This window comes from Microbacterium sp. Marseille-Q6648, assembly GCF_943181415.1.
GTDB lineage: Bacteria > Actinomycetota > Actinomycetes > Actinomycetales > Microbacteriaceae > Microbacterium.
Window position 1 is genome coordinate 174,987 of record NZ_CALPBZ010000001.1, and the last position, 18,444, is coordinate 193,430.

Consider the following 18,444-nt stretch of genomic DNA (forward strand, 5'->3'; position numbering starts at 1 on the left):
GGCGATGCTGCTCTTAGGGGTCATCGCCATCGCAATCCTGCCCGCGCTCTGGCAGGGAGTCATGTACTCCTCGCAACAGTCCTCAACAGCGACCGCGACACGCTTCTTGAATTCTCTGGTTGAAGAGGCTCGCGAGTCTCCGAACTGTGCCTTTCTGTCGTCCGTCCTTGGACGCTCCACGACGGATGGTGAAGGAAATACCCTCACCAGTTCTGGCAGCCTCGCTGCGGGGTGCGCCCCGGGCGTAGCCGCGACGATAAGCATCTCGATCAGCAGCGCGGGCGAGACTCTCGCAAGCACGACGGCCAGAATCTACATTCCATGAGGCTTGCACGCGATGTGAGGGATGCGGGAGTAGGCGTCATCGAACTCATCGTGGCGATCGTTGTTTCTGGGATTGTTCTAGCGGGAGTCGCGACAGTCTTTGCTCGATCCTGGCAAACACAAGAGGAGGTCATGTCGGTTTCGCATGCGACAAATCGTGGCCAGGTGGTTGGCGCTGCGATTGAGAGAGCTGTGAGAAATGCCTTGTTCATCGAGGTCGCCGATGCCGGAACCGTACTACGCGTCAGCACATCCCTTGGGGGCAATCTCCGGTGTCAGGCGTTTCAGCTTTCACCCGGGGGGTCGGCGCGATTCATTACGTCGGGATCGGCGCTCGGCGATTCGACAACGTGGCCAGAGTGGCAAAACGGAATCACTGCCGATGGGGGGGCGGAGATTTTCAACGACTCGCTGCCGGGCCGCATAAGCTATCGATTCCAGATCGGTACCGAATCGGCGCCGGTGCGGTTCGCAGGCGAGATCTCGCCGCGGTCGAGCCCGGCCGCAGACAACGGGGGGTGCTGGCTGTGAATGCGCGTTTACGGCAAGTCATTGGGCGCAACGAGCGAGGGGCAGTGCTCGTGACCGTTGTTGTGGTTATGTTCGTGGGTTTTGTTCTTGCGAGCGCCATAGCAGCCGCAGTCGTGCACACGATCGACGCCAACCTTGGGAACGGCGACGATCTGGACGCGTTCGTCGCGGCCGAGTCTGGTCGGGACGTGGCCGTAGCTGCGATCGTCGACGGGTGCACGGCTGCTGACATGTCCGGTAGTGGAACCATCCCTGTGTACAGCTACGAGATCAGAACGGTAGATGGACCAGAACCGACCAGTTTCGATGCGCTGACATCGAACGCTTGCCCTACGGCCGACACTGACTACGTCGTCATCCGATCTATCGGAACGGGAGTGCGCGGCGGTACATCCACCATCGATAGCGTCTACCGCTGGTCGTCCCGATATTCGGACGTTCCCGGTGGCGTCGTGACCTACTTTTCGGGCTCGGTCTCCCAGGGTGTATCCCACTACACGGGAGACTTGGTGCTCCGAAATGGCAACTGGACGTGCACCGAGGGAGGGACCCTGACCGGGGACCTCTACGTGCTCAACGGGTCAGTAACGCTGAGCAATAATTGCGTCATCAACGGTGACATATTTGCCAGGGGTAACGTGGGTAGCAATTCACAGGACTGGCATGTAAGAGAGCGTCTCGCGAGCGGAAGTCCGGGAAACATCGTCACCGACGGTACGGTGAGTTTCACCTCCAACGGTGACCCTAGTGTGGCGGGAAGCATTCATTCGCGGGGGCAGGTAGCGCTGTCTGCGGCGGGCGGTGGTATCGGTACTGTGGGTGGAACTGTCACGTCGATGAACCCCACTGACTCGGTCGACACGGGCGCCTGGACTACAGGCGCGGTTTCTCTCGGAAGTAGCACCGAGCCTCCGTTCGTCCCCACTCTGGCTTGGCTTGAGGACGCGTCGAAGTGGATAGACCTGGATCGCACGTCCGGTTGGAATGGTGCAGGGGTCGAGATGCAGTCGGTCGTTTCCTCAAGCTGCAACACTGTGCTTCAGAACCAGGCTTCCGCGTCAACGTATGTACGTGGCGTTCTTGGCGCTGGCACTGCGCCCGTGATAATCGACTTCACTGCGTGCAATAAGAACGTGAGCGTGAAGCTCGACGTCGGCGCGACGATAAGGCGGGATGCCGTTGTTCTGGTCCCGCGCAACAGTTCCATGACGTTCGAACTTGGCAGCGGGCTGAGTGCTGACGCCGCGCGCCAGTTGCTGCTTGTCCACGAAGACGCCAACCGAGATGATCGCGACGTCGCTGGAGATCCTAAGCCGACGTGCGGAATCGGTGGCCAGGACGGATTCGATACCACGGGCCCGATTGACACTGACATACGGGTGATGATCTACTCCCCGTGCGGCCTCCAGGGCACAGTTACCGCGAGCTTTGAGGGCCAGCTTTACACCGACGACACTACTAACTTCCATGCAGGCTCGAATTACACATGCCGACCAATGTCGTGGCCCGGGGCGCTTCCCAGCCTCGGGTGCGCGATAAAGGGCTCCGGTGGAATCATCGACTCGACAACGATCATTCAGGAACTCGGCGAGCTCGTTTACCAGACTGAGCGATAACCCGTGGGGCCGCTTGAATTATTCATTGTCGTTGTCACGGGGCTTTTCGGAGCCTTGATCGGGTCATTCCTAAATGTGGTCGCTTATCGAGTTCCGGCCGGGGTCTCTCTCATGCGCGAGAGCCGTTGCCCACACTGTGATGCCTGGGTGAGACCATGGCAGAACGTGCCTGTCTTCGGGTGGCTTGCCTTGCGAGGACGGTGTGCCTCCTGTCGGGCTTCGATCTCGGTGCGGTACCCGGTCGTGGAGGCGATCACCGGCGTGGCGTTCGCGGGCGTCACTTGGTGGGTCCTCGCTGGCGGGGTGGGCGCTTCGTCTCGCTTTGCTCGCTCAGCGACCGGGGAGACGAGTGCGGGGTCCGAGGGGGGAGTTTGGGTGCTCGTCGTCGCGTGCCTCTACCTCGCGAGTGTCAGCATCGTGCTAGCGCTGATCGACCTCGACACCCACCGGCTGCCGAACGCGATTGTTTTGCCGAGTTACATCGTTGGTGGACTACTGCTCGCTCTCGCGAGTCTGCTCACCGGAGACTGGGTGGCCTTACTTCGGGGCGGGATCGGCATGGCCGCGCTGTACGCCTTCTACTTCGTCCTGAGGCTGGTTCGATCGGATGGCATGGGAGGTGGCGATGTGAAGCTCGCGGGCGTGCTCGGGCTCTACCTCGGCTACGTAGGGTGGGGAGCTCTCGTCGTGGGGGCATTCGTCGCATTCGTGATCGGCGGGATTTACGGCGTGGCGCTCATGTTGATGCGTCGCGCCAGCCGGAAGTCCGCGATACCGTTCGGCCCATGGATGATCCTCGGCGCCTGGGTGGGATTGCTCGTGGGTGAAGTCATAGCCCGCTGGTACATCGGATTGTTTGTGACAGTGTGAAGACTGCTATTGGGGAAGGTGAGAGCCGATGGCCAAGACACTCGTAGGGCTCGAGATTACCGAAGAGAGCGTGCGCGGTCTCGAGATGACGATGGGGCGGTCGCCGTCACTGGTCGCTGTCGGTGAGGTTCCGTTGCCTCGTGAGGCTGCGCGCGACTCCGAGGTGCTCGACCAGGATGCCGTCGCGTTGGCCCTCCGGCAACTATGGGCAGCGAGCGGGTTCAAGGGCAAGAGCGTGACTCTGGGGGTGGGAAGTCGCCGCATCCTCGTGCGCGAATACACGACGCAGGCCATGCCGCCGCAATTGCTGAAGCAGGCACTGCCCTACCAGGTCCAGGATCTCCTGCCTGTCCCCGTCTCGCAGGCGGTGTTGGACTTCTATCCCGCCTCCCAGATCGGCGACCAGGTGTCGGGGCTCCTCGTTGCGGCGGTGTCGGAGAACATCGAGCAGATGATCGAAACCCTCGGGAGGGCGAAGGTGCGCGTCGATCGGGTCGACCTGGTTCCGTTCGGACTCGCGCGCATCGCCAAAGGCCTTGCCCGGCCGGGCGAGACCGTCGCGATGATTCACCTGGGCGACCACACGTCGTTTGTCGGGGTCGTGACGGACGGCGTTCCGCACTTTGTGCGCATCATCCCCGTGGAAATCGCTACTGCGGCCGCCCTGCGAGTTGAGGCGGGCGCGATCGAACCCGAACCGAGCGAAGAAGAGGTCCTCGAACACGTCGGCGCGAGTGGGATCATCCCTCGCCGCGCCGGGGACGTCACGGGCACGCGCGCATCGCTGCGCGGAGGCCCCGCGCCCACCGCGCCCGCGGTCGCCGACCTCGTCTCTCGACTGCGCAGCACGGTCTCATTCTTCCAAGGGCGTGACGGCGGCACCCGGATCTCCCGCGCGCTCATCAGCGGCGCGGGGTACAACGCCGACGGCGTCGCTGATGCGATCGAGCGGGCCTTCGACATTCCGGTCGCGCCTGTCAGGCTCGAGCAAATACTCAATACGCAGGGCCGCCCACTCGCGGACGATCTTGCCTTCAACGCTGTCGCAACCGCAGGCGTGCTGCTCGGACAGGGGGCGAAATGAGCAGCGCCGTATCCAGCATCCCGTTCGGCGGGGTACCGCGCGTTAACCTGATTCCACGATCGGAGCTCGATCGTCGCGAGCGTGCCAGCACTGTGCGCAAGTGGATCTGGGGAGTCATTGGCGCGGTGCTCGCCTCGCTGGCGTTGATCGCAGGGGCGATGACCATCAACTGGCTGGCGGATCAGCGCCTTCTCGCCGAGCAGGCGCGCACCAACGCTCTGCTGACCGAACTGGGGAGCTTGTCAGAGGTCAGCGGTGCCATCGCGGCCGAGCGCGAGCTCATCGACTTCCGGGCTCAGTCGTCAGGCTCGGACTTCGCCTGGGCCCCGGTCGTGGCCGAGTTGCGTCGCTCGCTCCCCTCGGGAGTCGAACTGGGCGGCTTCGCCCTGACAACGGGCGGTGTCCCACAGGGCGAGGATCCCGCCGCCGGGGTGGGGCTGGCGGGAAGCCTCACGCTCAGCAGCCCGAACGCCATCGACATCGCGCAGACCGTGCGCGCGATGCGTGCGCTCGCGGGCGTTGCGGACGCGGACGGCAGGCTCGTGTCGACGAGCCAGCAGTCCGTCGGTGCCTACACCTACGAGATCTCTATCGCCTTCGACCAGTCGATCTACTCGGGCCGTTTCGCCGCCACGGAAGGGGAGCAGTGATGCCCAAGCAGCTCATCAACCTCATCGGCATCGTCGTATGCGCAGGCATCCTCGGCCTGGCGGTGGCCGTTGTGGCGCTTCCGATCTACTTCCAGTCCCTCGCGACGGGCACGCAGACCGCCGAGGTTGATCAGACCAATGACGTCTATCAGATACAGGTCGAGGGGCTGCGCGCGCAGGAAGAGCGGATGGGTGAGATCGAAGCATCCGTCTCCGAGTTGCGAACGCAGATGCCCGCCGCGAATGAATTCGACGATGTGTTCGAACTCGTCGCGCGGTCGGCGTCCGATGCCAACGTGCAGGTGCAGACCATCACGGCCGGGGAGAACGCGGCGTTCGCCGTTCGCACCGCACCGCTGGCAATCGGCGAGGAGCCCGAAGCGCCGGCGCCCGCTGAGCAGACCGCGGACCCCGCCGCCGGTGAGGCGACGGACCCCGCCGAGCCAGCAGCCCCCGAGCCCTTGCCTGCTCCCGTCGAGGGAGCACCGCTCGAGGGGCGTCAACAGGTCGACTTCACCATCACCGTCACAGCCACGCAACTGCAGGACGCCATCGGCTTCCTCGACCGGCTGCGCACCGGGCCCCGCCTACTGACCGCCATCGATACGACAGTCGTCCCCACGGGGACGGGATACGACGTATTGGTCTCGGCGCTCACCTACGTCCTCCCGGAGAACTGACATGACCGCGAACATGCTCGACGAGCTGCTCGGCGCGGCGGCTCGCGGCCGCGCATCGGACGTCCACCTCACCGCCGATGCGCAGGCGTTGATGCGCGTCGACGGCGACTTGGAGCCGATTCCGGGATACTCCGACATCATCTCTGCGTCATGGCTCGAAGCCGCCGCGTACGAGTTGATGTCGGCATCACAGCGCGAAGAGTTCCAGACGCATCACGAGGTCGACCTCGCGCACTCGATCGACGGCCTCGGTCGACTCCGCATCAATGTCTACCGGCAGCTGGGGGCCGTCGCGGTCGCCCTACGGTTCATCCCGAACAAGGTGTACACGCTCGAGCAGTTGGGCGCGCCCGTCATCGCGCGCGAGCTCGCGTTGAAGCCCCGTGGTCTCGTCCTTCTCACCGGCCCGACCGGATCGGGGAAGTCGACAACCCTGACGGCGATGGTCGACATCATCAATCACACGGTGCCTGCTCACGTGATCACTATTGAAGACCCGATTGAGTTCCAGCACGAGAGCAAGCGCTCGCTCATCCACCAGCGCGAGATCGGGTCGGACACTAACTCGTTCGCCGAGGCCCTTCGTCGCGTGCTGCGCCAGGACCCCGACGTCATCCTCGTCGGCGAGCTCCGCGACCCAGAGTCGATCCGCACCGCGCTATCGGCGGCGGAGACCGGTCACCTCGTGCTCTCGACCCTCCACACGCAGGGTGCCGCCAAGAGCGTCAACCGCATCATCGACGTGTTCCCTGCTGACCAGCAGCACCAGATCCGCGCTCAGCTCGGCGACACCCTGCAGGGTGTGATCAGCCAGACGCTCATGCCGCTATCCCAGACCGAGGGCCGGACGATCGCGACCGAGGTGCTCGTGAACACACCGGCTGTGGCCAACATGATCCGCGAGGGCCAGGTCGCGCAGCTGTACTCCGCGATGCAGGCTGGGCAGGCGGTCGGCATGCACACGCTCGACCAGGACCTCAAACGTCTGGTGTCAGAGGGCGTTATCTCGCTCACCGTGGCCAAGTCGTACGCCGTCGATCCGTCGACCCTCGAGAACGTCTACGTGCGCCCACGCGACCTCGACGCGGACGAGTGGAGCAACCGCGCCAGCGAGTGGCATCACGAGGACGCGGGAGTCTGACATGGCTATTTTGCAGGAGTTCCGCTACCGGGCGATCGACCCGCGCGGGGGAGCTGTGGTCAAGGGGACCATCGAAGCCGCAACTGAGGCCCAAGTCACTGGCAAGCTGAAAGCCCAGGGACTCACACCGCTCGAAGTCATCGAGCTGTCGAAGACCGGTCTCAACATGGAGATCAAGATCCCCGGATTGACGCGCCACGTGAAGGCGAAGTCCTTGGCGATCTTCGCCAAGCAGATGGCCGGCCTCATCAACGCCGGTCTGCCGCTCATGCGAACGCTGTCGATCCTCATCGAGCAGAGCGACGACAAGCGCCTGCAACCCGCGCTCGTGGCTGTGCACGCCGACGTGGAATCTGGTTCATCCCTCTCTGGCGCCATGGCGCGGCACCCAGATGTCTTCCCTCCTTTGCTGCTCAGCATCGTGCGAGTCGGCGAGACGGGCGGCTTTCTCGGGGCGGCGCTGACGTCGATCGCCGAGAACTACCGCAAGGAAGCGGAGCTGCAGAACAAGATCCGCTCGGCGACCACCTACCCGACGATCGTGCTCATCGTCGCCGTCCTCGGCGTGCTCGCGATGATCACCTTCATCGTGCCCGTCTTCGAGAACATGTTCGCCGGCCTCGGTTCGACCCTGCCGGTGCCGACGCTCATCCTCGTGGCGCTGTCGAAGAACATGGCGTGGATACTTCCCGTCACGGCGGTCGTTATTTTCGTTGCGTGGATGTGGTGGATGCGCAACCGTCACACCGAGCGCGTGCGCAAGGTGATGGATCCGCTGAAGCTCAAGCTGCCGATCTTCGGCAAGCTCGCTACCAAAATGGCCGTTGCCCGGTTCGCCCGGAACTTGTCGATGATGCTCGAGGCGGGCGTGCCGATCATGCAGGCCCTCGCGATCGTCGCGCAGGCCTCGAACAACTACAAGATCGAGCAAACGATCCACGACGTGCAGGAGTCGATCAGGCACGGCAAGTCGTTCGCGTCCCCGCTGGCGAAGGCCGGCGTCTTCCCCGCGATGGTGCCGCAGATGGTGTCGGTCGGTGAAGAGTCCGGCACCTTGTCGGAGATGCTCGCGTCGATCGCGGACTTCTATGAGGATGAGGTCGAGACGGCCACCGAGCAGCTTTCGGCCACCATAGAACCTATCCTCATCGTGGGGCTCGGCATCGTCATCGGCGGCATGGTCATCTCGCTATACCTGCCGATCTTCTCGCTGTACGGTGAACTCGGACAGTAGTAGTACAGCTCCGCCGCCGCACCCGACCGCGTCGGTGCGATGACGGCGTGTAGAGCCGTCCCCGGGATACCCCCAGCGCCCGGGGACGGTGCGCGGAGCGGGGGTTGCAGGCGCTTCGTCTCGCTTTGCTCGCTCAGCGACTGGGAGGCGCTTCGTCTCGCTTTGCTCGCTCAGCGACCGCGAGTGCGCTTCGTCTCGCTGCGCTCGCTCAGCGACCGGGAGTGAGCTTCGTCTCGCTGCGCTCGCTCAGCGGCCGGGGGTGCGGCGCGGGCGCGACCGGAGGGCGCGCGGCAGAGAAGGCGGGGTCCGGGCCTTGGCCCGGGCCGATTACAGCGAGACGCGGAGGACCTCTTCGATTGTCGTCAGGCCCTGGGCTACCTTCGCCCAGCCGTCTTCGCGCAGGGAGACCATGCCCTGCTTGATGGCGACCTGACGCATCTCGGTGCCGGTGGAGCGGGTGACGACGAGTTGCTCGAGCTCGTCGGTCATCGTCATCACCTCGTGCAGACCCAGACGCCCGCGGTAGCCGGTGCCCGAGCACGACTCGCAGCCCACGGCGCGATAGATCTCGGGCACGTCCTGCGGGTCGTGCGGGAAGCCCAGCGAATCGAGCACCTCGGACGGCTCGGTGTAGGGAGCACGGCACTTCAGGCACAGCCGGCGTGCGAGGCGCTGGGCGATCACGGCCGACAGGGCCGTGGCGACGAGGAACGGCTCGGAGCCGATCTCGGTCAGTCGCGTGAGCGCCGACGGCGCGTCGTTCGTGTGCAGCGTCGAGAGCACCAGGTGACCGGTGAGGGCCGCTTCGATCGAGATGACCGCGGTCTCCTTGTCGCGGATCTCACCGACGAGCACGACGTCGGGGTCGCTTCGAAGGATCGACCGCAGCGCCGACGCGAACGTCAGTCCGGCGCGGTTGTTCACCTGCACCTGGTTGATGCCGGCGAGCCGGTACTCCACCGGGTCTTCGACGGTGATGACGTTGATCTTCGGGTTCGCCACTTCGCGCAGCGCCGTGTACAGGGTCGTCGACTTGCCCGACCCGGTGGGGCCGGTGACGAGGATCATGCCGTGCGGGCGCGTGATGGCCTCGCGGAACCGCGTCTCGTTGATCTTCGAGAACATCAGGTCGCGCATGGCCATGGTCTGGCCGGTGTTGTCGAGAATTCGCATGACGATCTTCTCGCCCCACACCGTCGGCAGCGTCGCCACGCGCAGGTCGACCGTGCGCCCGTCGTGAGACACCGACAGGCGGCCGTCTTGCGGCTTGCGCTTCTCGGCGATGTCGATCGACGACATGATCTTCAGACGCGAGATGATCCCGTCCTGGATGCCGCGATCGGCCTTCTGCATCTCGTGCAGAACGCCGTCGATGCGGAACCGCACGGTCAGCTGCTTCTCGCCGGGCTCGACGTGGATGTCGCTCGCACGGTCGTTGATGGCCTGCGCGATCAGCAGGTTCACGAACCTGACCACGGGCGCGTCGCTGTCCTGCTCGCCCAGCTCCTCGGTGAACGAGGCCGCCGACGACGTCGACGTCTCTTCGATGGAGGCGGTCAGCTCGCTGAGCTCTTCGTCCGAGCGCAGGAACCGCTCGAACATCTGCGACAGCGCATCGCGTGCCACGACGACCGGTTCGACGAACAGGTCGGTGACCGATGCGACGTCGTCGAGCGCGACGATGTCGGTCGGGTCGAGCGTGCCGACGATGAGCCGGTCGCCGCGTTTGTCGATGGGTATCAACCCGTACTTCCGACACACGGCCGTCGGCACCATCGCGACGATGCTCGGATCCAGCGGCATCTCGGACAGATCGACGAACCGGTGCCCGGTGTTCAGCGCGATCGCCTCGGCGATCTGCGACTGCGTCACCAAAGACTGACCGGCCAGATGCTCGATCAAATCCGGTGTATCGCCATACTGCGTCAGTGCGGCGGACATTTCAGATGCTCGTATTGCCCCAGTCAAGACGAGCGTTTGTGCAAGACCTCTCACAGCGTCCCCAATCGCTTCCCCGTATCCTACGGCCACCGGGACCGGAGGGGGAGGGGCGGAGGCACTTCGACGTGCCTCGCGACGCGATCGGTAGGGTGGGGCCATGCCCGCCATTATCGCGAAGATCATCGCCTGGGTGTTGACGGTGAAGCTCGTGCGGGCATTCCTTCTCTACAGCGAGCGGCGCGGGCCCATGCTCGCGGACAGCGTCACCTACCGTGCACTGTTCAGCATCTTCGCCGGGGTGCTCCTCGGGTTCTCCTTCGCCGCCCTCTGGTTCGCGGGCAATCCGGCGGCGTTTCAGAGCCTCATCTCCTCGGTGGATGCCGTCATCCCCGGCCTCGTCGGCGAGGGCGGACTCATCGACCCGTCCGACATCGACGCGCCCGCAGGGCTGACCGTCGCCGGCATCCTGGCGACCATCGGTCTGCTGCTCGCCGCGATCGGAGCGATCGGCTCGATGCGGATGGCGATGCGCTCGATCGCCGCGACCCTCAACGACGACATCCTCTTCATCTGGGTGATCCTGCGGAACCTCGCCCTCGCCATCGGCATCGGACTTGCTCTGGGCGCGTCGGCGGTCATCACGTTCCTCGCGACCTTCGGCGTCAGCATCCTCGCCGACTGGTTCGGGATGCCCCAGGACAGCCCGCTCGTGGCGGTGCTCACCGGCGTCATCGGCGTGATCGTCGTCTTCATCCTGGATGCCGCGGCGATCGCCGTGCTCTTCGTGGTGCTCTCGGGCATCAGACCCCCGGCCCGCGCCCTCTGGTCGGGGGCCATCCTCGGCGCCATCGGCCTCACCGTGCTGCAGCAGCTGTCGGGACTGTTCGTCGGGGGAGCCGGATCCAACCCGCTGCTGGCCTCGTTCGCCTCGCTCATCGCGCTGCTGCTGTGGGTGAACCTGTCGTCGCAGGTGATCCTCATCGCCACCGCCTACATCGTGGTCGGCGTCGACGAGTCACGCGACCGCGTGCGAACGAAGTTCGGCGCGTCGACGTTCCTGCAGCGCCGCGTGCGCCAGGCCGAGGTCGCCGTTCAGCTCGCCACCGACGAACTGCGCCGGGCGCGAGAGCTCGAAGAAGAGGAGAGGACGCGCGCATGACCCACACCCCCGCCTACACGTCCGAGCAGATCCGCATCGCCGAGGCGCCGCTCCTCGCGAACGGCGAACCGCTCATGGCACGCGCCGCAGCGGCCCTGGCGAAGCTCACGCGACAGATCGGCGGCTTCGCCGACGACCCGGATGCCGCCCCGCTGCACCCGCACCCCACCACCCACGCCCGCCACCTTCTCGTGCTCGCCGGCAGCGGCAACAACGGCGGCGACGCCCTCTACGCCGCCGCGCACCTGGCCGAAGAGGTCGACGTCGACATCCTCGTCGTCGGCGCCCGCGTGCACGAGCGCGGCCTCGCCGCCGCGATGGCAGCAGGGGCCCGCCGCGTCGAGATCCCCGCCGTGCGCGACGCGGTCGAGCCGTACGACCTCGTCCTCGACGGCATCCTCGGCATCGGCACGGGGGCCGACCCGGCCCTGCACGGGAACGCCCGCGAAGCGGTCGAAGCCCTCCTCCCCGCGGTGCGCGAGGGAAAGACGCGCGTCATCGCCGTCGACCTGCCGAGCGGGTTGCACCCCGACACCGGCGAGGCCGGAGATTCGGTGCTTCCGGCGTCCGTCACCGTGACCTTCGGCGCGGTCAAGCCCGGCCTGGTGCGCGGCCGCGGACCCGAGCTGGCCGGCGACATCGTGCTGGTCGACATCGACGTGCTCGACGAACTAGACGGCTTCGAGCCGTCGGAGTGGGCGGACGTCTCACGGATCGTCCGTGCGCCGCGCTGAGCCGGGGCGGCCGGTGTTGACCGGGCCGCTCCGTCCCGCGCCGCTCCGACGAACGGTCCGGCTCAGTCACGCGCGCCGCGCTGACGAACGGCCGGCTCAGTCGCGGGCGTAGCGCTCAACGAAGGTGCGCAGCATGCGCGCGGGGTGCGACACCGCCGCCCGGCGCACCGCGGCGAGCGTCAGTTCGAGCTCGTGTGCGGCGAAGTAGCCGTGCGACGCGTACGCGTGGATGCGCGTCGTGATGCCGTCGACGTCGAGCTCGGGATGGAACTGCGTGGCATAGACGTTCCGCCCGACCCGGAACATCTGCACCGGGCAGTTCGGCGACGACGTCAGCAGGGTGGCCGAAGGGGGTAGGTACGAGATCGCCTCTTTGTGCCCGACGAACGCGTCGAAGGTGTCGGGGAACCCGGCCAGCAGCGGATCGTCGCGCCCGGCGTCGGTGAGGGTGACCGGCACGACGCTGATCGGCTCGCCATGGGTGCGGTCGATGGTCGCGCCGAGGAAGGCGCCGACCGTGCCCACGCCGTAGCAGGCGCCGAGGAACGGCAGGTCGCGGGCGACCACGCGCTCGAGCAATGTCTGGAACTCGCCCTCGACCCTCTGCTGCACGGGCGACTTCTTCTCGAGCGGATCCGAGGCGTTGAACGGACCCCCGCCCACGAAGATGCCCGACAGCTCGTCGAGGTCGAACTCCGGCATGGGCCCGGCCTCGAGCCGCACTCGGATGAGGTCGCGCTCGTCGAGCCCGGTGTAGCGCAGGAAGAGCGCGTACTCCTCGTCGGCGGGAACGTCCTCGGCGCGCGTGGCGAGGAGGACGAACGGCTTCACCCCGCAAGCCTACGGTGCGCCGCGCAGCCCGGCGCGCAGGGTCGGCCCGGGTGCGAAGCGCAGAAAGAGAGCGGATGCCGCGAACCGAGGTCCGCGGCATCCGCTCTGTGGAGGTGTAATCAACGGGGTGTGATCAACCCGGGTTGATCAGCCGGTGAAGGCGTGGCTCCAGGTCGTGTCAGCGCCCTCGGCGACCGACACGAACGCCTTCGGAACCGCCGTGACGGTCACCTCGGCACCCGCATCGACGCTCGTCGCGCCGGCCTTGGCGAGCTCGCCGTCGACGTAGTAGTCGAACCACGGGTCGCCCGGGACGATGACGCGGTCGTCGCCGCGCTTGGCGTCCTGGAACTTCGGACCCTTCGGCTCGGCCGGCGTCGTCCACAGCGGCACCTGCGAGAAGTCCATGTCGCTCGCGAGGTAGTAGCTGGTGTACGACGGCTGGTTGTACGTCGTGTTCTGGCGGGCAACCTCGACGCGGTACTGCAGATCGTGCATCAGGGTCGGGAGCTTGTGCTCGGTGACCTGGGTGCTGGTGTAGATGCGCAGCGCGTCGGAGTCGGTGGTGCGGACGAGGAGCTCTTCGCGCCAGTCGCCGAAGACATCGGCCACCAGCGACGGGTTGCCCTTGGTGTAGTTGTTCGTCCGCGTGCCCTCGGCGGTCAGCATGCGGCCGCGCGTCCAGTCGTCGATGGTCGGCGTCTGGTCGATGCTGCCGTTGACGATCTGCGTGGTGAGGTCGGCCGCCCACTTGATGGACTGGTTCGTGCCCGGGGTGCGGGTGTCGAGCTGCTCGCCGGTGGCGCTCAGCAGTCCCGAGCCGTCCGAGCCGCTGGGCATGCTCGCCCAGGTCTCGATGCCGTCGACATCGGGGCGCACGTCGCCGATCATCGCGCGGCCGGTGTCACGACCCGAGTAGGCGCCGTGGATCACCTCGCCGGTTGCGGCATCCCGCAGCACCGAACCGTAGGGCGCGTACGCGCCGCCCTCGTGCGACGTCCAGATCTCGAGGCCCGGACGCGCCGGGTCGATGTCGGTGACGTGCATCGCGTCGCCGTGGCCGAGGCGAACGTCCGCGCCCGGGTCGGCGCTGCCCTCGGGCAGGGTGTCGAACGAGCTGTACAGCAGGCTGCCGTCGTCGTCGATGGTCGCGGCGCCGTAGACGATCTCGTGCTTGCCGTCCCCGTCGACATCAGCCGCGCTGAGCGAGTGGAAGCCCTGCGTGGTGATCGTGCCGAACTCGGGGTCGGTGCCGTCGCGGCCGTGCGGGCCGTCGTTGAACGGGTTCGTCATCGGCGCGTGGCCGCTGTCGACGAACCACTCCTGCGACAGGCTCTCGCCGTCCCAGTCGTATGCGGCGATGGTCGAGCGCGTGTAGTAGCCGCGAGCGAAGATCGCCGACGGGTTCTTGCCGTCGAGGTAGGCCACTCCGGCGAGGAAGCGGTCGACGCGGTTGCCCGGTTCGATACGGCTCATCGCGTAGTCGCCCCACAGCAGGCCGTCGTCGCCGCGGCCCGGCTCGTAGTCGACGGTCTCGAGCTCTTCACCGGTGGCCGAGTCGAACACCGTGAGGTACTCGGGCCCGTCGAGGATGAAGCCCTCGAAGGTCGTCAGGTCGTTGCGCGAGCTGCGTGCCGGCGCGTACACGTCGATGAAGTAGTCGGCGAGCTCGGCCGCGGACTCCTCGCTCAGCGGATACTCGTGGGCGACCTCGGTGCCCCACGCCTCTTCGAGGGTCGCGGGCCAGTTGCCGGCGACGACCTCGGGGTGCGCGTGCCAGTCGAGGAACATGTCGATCAGGTGCTCGCGGTAGTCCGCGGCGCTCAGCCGGTAGTCGTCGTCGTGACCGTAGCCGGCGTCGAGGTCGTCCTGCGGCATCGTGATGTAGCGCTCGTCCGCGACGCTGCCGTCGGCGTTGTACGTGATCGACTTCGTGCCGGGCGCGGTCTTGAGCATGGTCTCGGAGCGACCGTCGCCGTCGAAGTCGTAGACCATGAACTGCGTGTAGTGCGCGCCGGCGCGGATGTTCACACCCAGGTCGAGGCGGTTCAGCAGCGTGCCGTCGAGCCCGTACGTGTCGATGTAGACCGGACCGGTGTAGCCCTTCTGCGAGACGTCCTTCGAGTTCGACGGATCCCACTTCACGACGAACTCGTACGCGCCGTCGCCGTCCACATCGGCGACCGACGCGTCGTTCGCGGAGTACGTGTAGGCCTCGCCGGCCGGCGTCACGCCGTCGGCGGGCTTGGTGAGCGGCAGGTCGTAGAAGCCGTCGGCCCAGGGGCTCGCCTCGGCCGAGACCTCGCCGACGATGTCGTCGTACACCGGAGCGACCGTGTACACCGAGGATGCCGAGCCTGCAGCATCCGCGTAGTTCGTGCTGTCGTCGACGGTGGCGATCCGCTCGCCGTCGCGGAAGATCGCGAACGCCGGCCCGCCGACGCCGGAGTCGGTCGCCGGCGCGGTCTCGGAGCCGAGGAGCCGCCAGCTGAGGAAGACCCCGTCGTCGGTCGACACGGCCACGAGGCCGCGGTCGAGCTGCTCGAGCTGGGGGAGTGAGGCGGAGCCGGGTGCCTGCGGCGGACCCTGCGGCGCAGGGGCGGCTGAGACCGGCTGCGCCAGCCCCAGGATGAGTACCCCGGCAGCCCCGCCGGCGCACAGCGCCCGCACGGACGTCTGTCTGATGTTCATCGTCGAACCCTCCTGTGGACGCACTGCTTCTGCGTCCTTCGTTGGTGTGGTGCGCGGGTGCGGTCGGCAACAGCAAACGCTTTCCCGCAGGGTCGACGGTAACCCCGCGGGCGGGCTGTTGACACGTTTCATGAGGGAGTTCTCACGATTTCGGGTCCGGGCTGGGTCGAGGTGGTTCTCGCGTGCGGCTGTCAAGGGCGGCGGCGATGACGGCACCCGGGTCTAGGCTCTGGGCATGGCAATCGCACGACTTCACGGAGGCCCGCTCGACGGGCAGGTTCTGCCCCTCGACGACGCCGACCTCGATCGGCTCATCGTCCCCTACAGCGAGACCCAGGTGGTCTACGAGCGCAAGGGCGCTCCCGAGAACACGGGTGAGGCCGACGGCCCCACCCAGGCGGAGTTCTGGTTCGTCGAGGCGCAGGACGACATCGACCCCGACAGCGATTCGGCGCGTGACCGGCGCTGAGCCCTCGCGCTCGGTCGAGGTCGAGCTGAAGTTCGACGTCGACGAGATCACCGCACTGCCGGACTGGTCCGCTCTGCCGGGCGTCGTGTCGGTCGGCGTGGGCGAGGTGCGGGAGCTCGATGCCCTCTACCTCGACACCGCCGACCACGCGCTCGCCCGCGCGGGGTACGCGCTGCGGCGACGCACCGGCGGACCGGACGCGGGCTGGCACATCAAGGGGCCCCGCGACGGCCACGGCCGCGCCGAGACCCAGTGGCCGCTCACCGGCGACGACACGGTGCCGGATGCCGTGCGTGCTGCGTACGCGGGCGTGACCGAGGCGGACGTGTCGCCGCTCGCCCGCATCCGCAACACGCGCGTGGCGTACGCGCTCCGCGACGCCGACGGGGGACTGGTGGCGGAGTTCGCCGATGACCGCGTCCAGACACGCGACGAGCGCTCCGGCGCCGAGCGCGGCTGGCGGGAGTGGGAGGTCGAACTCGGACCCGCCGGCCCGCACGACGACGCCGGACGCGAGACGTTCTTCCGTGCCGTCGCCGCAGCCGTCAGCGCCGTGGGCGGCCGGCCCGCGGCATCCGCTTCGAAACTGGCCCGCGCGCTCGGGTTCTGACCCGGGCTGGGGCGGGGCGGGGGCGGGGCCGGGCTGGGGCTCGGGCTGGGGCTGGGGCTGGGGCTGGGCTCGGGCTCGGGCTGGGGCTGGGGCTGGGGCTGGGGCGGGGCTGGGGCTGGGGGCGCTGGGGACTGGTGGGGGCTGGGGCTGGCGTCGCTGAGCCGTCACGTATGTCCGTCCCGGATGCCGCAACCGCACACGAGTGACGGCTCACAGCCCCGCTCGCCCGACCCCGCCACGCACCGTGCGCGAGCCGTCACGTGTGTCCGATCCGGATGCTGCAACCGCACACGAGTGACGGCTCACGGTCCCCGCTCACCCGACCCGCCGTGCGCCGGGTGCGAGCCGTCACGTGTGTCGACCACGCCCACCGCAACCGAACACAAGTGACGGCTCAGCATCCGAAACACCCGCCCGACAGACGACGAAGCCCCCGCGACCTGACGGTGCGGGGGCTTCGCGGTGCGAGACGGGGTCTCACATGTTGATCATGTGTCCGGCGAGGCCGTGGAAGGCTTCCTGCACGGCTTCTGAGAGCGTCGGGTGCGTGTGGACGTTGCGGGCGGCCTCGAGAGCGGTGAGGTCCCACTTCTGCGCAAGGGTCAGCTCGGGGAGGAGCTCCGAGACGTCGGGGCCGATCATGTGCCCGCCGAGCAGCTCGAGGTGCTCGCCGTCGGCGATGAGCTTGACGAAGCCGATGGGCTCGCCCAGGCCGTTCGCCTTGCCGTTGGCCGAGAACGGGAACTTCGCCACCTTGACGTCGTAGCCGGCGTCGCGCGCCTGCTGCTCGGTCAGACCGAACGACGCCACCTGCGGCGAGCAGAACGTCGCGCGCGGCATCATGCGGTAGTCGCCGAGCGGCATGGTCTCGGCCTTGCCGATGGTCTCGGCGGCCACGACGCCCTGCGCCTCGGCGACGTGCGCGAGCTGCAGCTTGGCGGTGACGTCGCCGATCGCGTAGATGTGCGGCACGTTGGTGCGCATGTAGTCGTCGATGTCGATCGCGCCGCGCTCGGTCAGCTTCACACCGGTCTTGTCGAGGCCGAAGTTCTCGACGTTGGGGGCGAAGCCGATCGACATGAGCACCTTGTCGGCGTCGATCGAGCCCTGCGTGCCGTCCTTGGCGGTGTAGGCGACGGTGACCTTGTCGCCCGCGTCGGTGACCGACTCGACCTTGGTCGACACCAGGATCTCGACGCCCATCTTCTTGTACTGGCGTGCGATCTCTTTCGAGACGTCGGCGTCCTCGTTCGGCAGTGCGCGGTCGAGGAACTCGATGATCGTGACCTTGACGCCGTAGTTCGACATCACGAAGGCGAACTCCATGCCGATCGCGCCGGCGCCGACCACGACGAGCGACGACGGCAGCTCGCGCGTGAGGATCTGCTCCTCATAGGTGACGACGTTCTCGCTGAGCTCGACGCCCGGGAGCAGTCGCACCTTGGAGCCGGTGGAGATGATCGCGTTGTCGAAGGTGACGCGCTCGGACGAGCCGTCGGCCTTGGCGACGTCGATCGTGTTCGCGTCGACGAACGAGCCGCGGCCCTCGTACTCGGTCACCTTGTTCTTCTTCATCAAGAAGTGGATGCCCTTGACGTGGGTGTCGGCGACCTTTCGGCTGCGGTCCCACGCGACGCCGTAGTCGAACGACACGTCGCCGCCGATGCCGAACAGCTCGGCCTTGTGGTTGAAGGTGTGAGCGAGGTCGGCGTTCTTCAGAAGCGCCTTGGAAGGGATGCACCCGACGTTCAGGCACACACCGCCCCAGTACTTCTCTTCGATGATCGCGACCGAGAGTCCGAGCTGAGCTGCGCGCACGGCCGCGACGTACCCGCCGGGCCCGGCGCCGAGGATGGCGACGTCGTAGTGAGGCATGGTT

Annotated in this window: 16 protein-coding genes; 12 read left to right on the forward strand and 4 right to left on the reverse strand. The window is 66.9% G+C overall.

Annotated features, from left to right (window positions below):
* The first annotated feature begins 321 nt into the window (after positions 1 to 321).
* From NFR93_RS00830 to NFR93_RS00865, 8 genes are read left to right on the forward strand one after another with little or no spacing between them, the layout of a single operon-like run.
* Entirely contained in the window at positions 322 to 855 is a 534-nt protein-coding gene (locus NFR93_RS00830) for a PilW family protein (RefSeq protein WP_251449437.1), read from the forward strand.
* Between the two features lie 50 nt (positions 856 to 905).
* The gene (locus tag NFR93_RS00835; RefSeq protein ID WP_251449439.1) at positions 906 to 2,471 is read left to right on the forward strand and encodes a hypothetical protein; all 1,566 of its coding nucleotides are present in this window, start codon (positions 906 to 908) and stop codon (positions 2,469 to 2,471) included.
* A 3-nt stretch (positions 2,472 to 2,474) separates the two neighbouring features.
* A complete protein-coding gene (locus NFR93_RS16085; protein ID WP_251449441.1) occupies positions 2,475 to 3,341 on the forward strand; it encodes a prepilin peptidase in 867 nt (288 codons plus the stop codon).
* A 28-nt stretch (positions 3,342 to 3,369) separates the two neighbouring features.
* A complete protein-coding gene (gene pilM / locus NFR93_RS00845) occupies positions 3,370 to 4,425 on the forward strand; it encodes a pilus assembly protein PilM (RefSeq protein ID WP_251449442.1) in 1,056 nt (351 codons plus the stop codon).
* Complete coding sequence (locus NFR93_RS00850; RefSeq protein WP_251449443.1) at positions 4,422 to 5,075, forward strand: PilN domain-containing protein; 654 nt, start codon at positions 4,422 to 4,424, stop codon at positions 5,073 to 5,075. Before pilM ends, NFR93_RS00850 begins: the two co-directional genes overlap by 4 nt.
* Entirely contained in the window at positions 5,075 to 5,755 is a 681-nt protein-coding gene (locus NFR93_RS00855) for a hypothetical protein (protein ID WP_251449444.1), read from the forward strand. The genes NFR93_RS00850 and NFR93_RS00855 overlap by 1 nt, the downstream gene beginning before the upstream one ends.
* A gap of 1 nt (position 5,756) precedes the next feature.
* Positions 5,757 to 6,896, forward strand: a complete 1,140-nt coding sequence (locus NFR93_RS00860) for a type IV pilus twitching motility protein PilT (RefSeq protein WP_251449445.1) — start codon at positions 5,757 to 5,759, stop codon at positions 6,894 to 6,896.
* A 1-nt stretch (position 6,897) separates the two neighbouring features.
* Positions 6,898 to 8,130, forward strand: coding sequence for a type II secretion system F family protein (locus tag NFR93_RS00865; RefSeq protein WP_251449446.1), 1,233 nt, complete (start codon positions 6,898 to 6,900; stop codon positions 8,128 to 8,130).
* A gap of 327 nt (positions 8,131 to 8,457) precedes the next feature.
* Here NFR93_RS00865 and NFR93_RS00870 read toward each other — a convergent pair whose 3' ends face one another.
* A complete protein-coding gene (locus tag NFR93_RS00870) occupies positions 8,458 to 10,071 on the reverse strand; it encodes a GspE/PulE family protein (protein ID WP_251449447.1) in 1,614 nt (537 codons plus the stop codon).
* Between the two features lie 157 nt (positions 10,072 to 10,228).
* Between NFR93_RS00870 and NFR93_RS00875 the strand changes: the two genes are divergently transcribed.
* A complete protein-coding gene (locus tag NFR93_RS00875; RefSeq protein WP_251449448.1) occupies positions 10,229 to 11,230 on the forward strand; it encodes a YihY/virulence factor BrkB family protein in 1,002 nt (333 codons plus the stop codon).
* Positions 11,227 to 11,964, forward strand: coding sequence for an NAD(P)H-hydrate epimerase (locus tag NFR93_RS00880; RefSeq protein WP_251449449.1), 738 nt, complete (start codon positions 11,227 to 11,229; stop codon positions 11,962 to 11,964). Before NFR93_RS00875 ends, NFR93_RS00880 begins: the two co-directional genes overlap by 4 nt.
* 96 nt (positions 11,965 to 12,060) lie before the next feature.
* Here the strand turns inward: NFR93_RS00880 and NFR93_RS00885 are convergent, their stop codons facing one another.
* Both NFR93_RS00885 and NFR93_RS00890 read right to left on the reverse strand, forming a co-directional pair.
* Positions 12,061 to 12,795: a glutamine amidotransferase gene (locus NFR93_RS00885; protein WP_251449450.1), complete on the reverse strand. Its 735-nt coding sequence runs from the start codon at positions 12,793 to 12,795 to the stop codon at positions 12,061 to 12,063.
* A gap of 147 nt (positions 12,796 to 12,942) precedes the next feature.
* Positions 12,943 to 15,486 (reverse strand): rhamnogalacturonan lyase, encoded by a 2,544-nt coding sequence (locus NFR93_RS00890; protein WP_251449451.1) that lies wholly within the window; start codon positions 15,484 to 15,486, stop codon positions 12,943 to 12,945.
* Between the two features lie 235 nt (positions 15,487 to 15,721).
* Here NFR93_RS00890 and NFR93_RS00895 point away from each other — a divergent pair, with 235 nt between their 5' ends.
* Both NFR93_RS00895 and NFR93_RS00900 read left to right on the forward strand, forming a co-directional pair.
* On the forward strand, positions 15,722 to 15,955 hold the full coding sequence (locus NFR93_RS00895) for a response regulator (protein WP_251449452.1): 234 nt from the start codon (positions 15,722 to 15,724) through the stop codon (positions 15,953 to 15,955).
* The gene (locus NFR93_RS00900) at positions 15,942 to 16,565 is read left to right on the forward strand and encodes a CYTH domain-containing protein (RefSeq protein WP_251449453.1); all 624 of its coding nucleotides are present in this window, start codon (positions 15,942 to 15,944) and stop codon (positions 16,563 to 16,565) included. Before NFR93_RS00895 ends, NFR93_RS00900 begins: the two co-directional genes overlap by 14 nt.
* Positions 16,566 to 17,042: 477 nt before the next feature.
* Here the strand turns inward: NFR93_RS00900 and lpdA are convergent, their stop codons facing one another.
* Entirely contained in the window at positions 17,043 to 18,440 is a 1,398-nt protein-coding gene (gene lpdA / locus NFR93_RS00905; protein ID WP_251449454.1) for a dihydrolipoyl dehydrogenase, read from the reverse strand.
* Positions 18,441 to 18,444: the final 4 nt, after the last annotated feature.

Bases quoted from the DNA above. Each gene is read 5' to 3' on its own strand.
- NFR93_RS00890 (WP_251449451.1), bottom strand. From the start codon at position 15,486: ATGAACATCAGACAGACGTCCGTGCGGGCGCTGTGCGCCGGCGGGGCT.
- NFR93_RS00850 (WP_251449443.1), top strand. From the start codon at position 4,422: ATGAGCAGCGCCGTATCCAGCATCCCGTTCGGCGGGGTACCGCGCGTT.
- NFR93_RS00855 (WP_251449444.1), top strand. From the start codon at position 5,075: ATGCCCAAGCAGCTCATCAACCTCATCGGCATCGTCGTATGCGCAGGC.
- NFR93_RS00865 (WP_251449446.1), top strand. From the start codon at position 6,898: ATGGCTATTTTGCAGGAGTTCCGCTACCGGGCGATCGACCCGCGCGGG.
- NFR93_RS00895 (WP_251449452.1), top strand. From the start codon at position 15,722: ATGGCAATCGCACGACTTCACGGAGGCCCGCTCGACGGGCAGGTTCTG.
- NFR93_RS00880 (WP_251449449.1), top strand. From the start codon at position 11,227: ATGACCCACACCCCCGCCTACACGTCCGAGCAGATCCGCATCGCCGAG.
- NFR93_RS00870 (WP_251449447.1), bottom strand. From the start codon at position 10,071: ATGTCCGCCGCACTGACGCAGTATGGCGATACACCGGATTTGATCGAG.
- NFR93_RS00830 (WP_251449437.1), top strand. From the start codon at position 322: ATGAGGCTTGCACGCGATGTGAGGGATGCGGGAGTAGGCGTCATCGAA.
- pilM (WP_251449442.1), top strand. From the start codon at position 3,370: ATGGCCAAGACACTCGTAGGGCTCGAGATTACCGAAGAGAGCGTGCGC.
- NFR93_RS00860 (WP_251449445.1), top strand. From the start codon at position 5,757: ATGACCGCGAACATGCTCGACGAGCTGCTCGGCGCGGCGGCTCGCGGC.
- NFR93_RS00875 (WP_251449448.1), top strand. From the start codon at position 10,229: ATGCCCGCCATTATCGCGAAGATCATCGCCTGGGTGTTGACGGTGAAG.
- lpdA (WP_251449454.1), bottom strand. From the start codon at position 18,440: ATGCCTCACTACGACGTCGCCATCCTCGGCGCCGGGCCCGGCGGGTAC.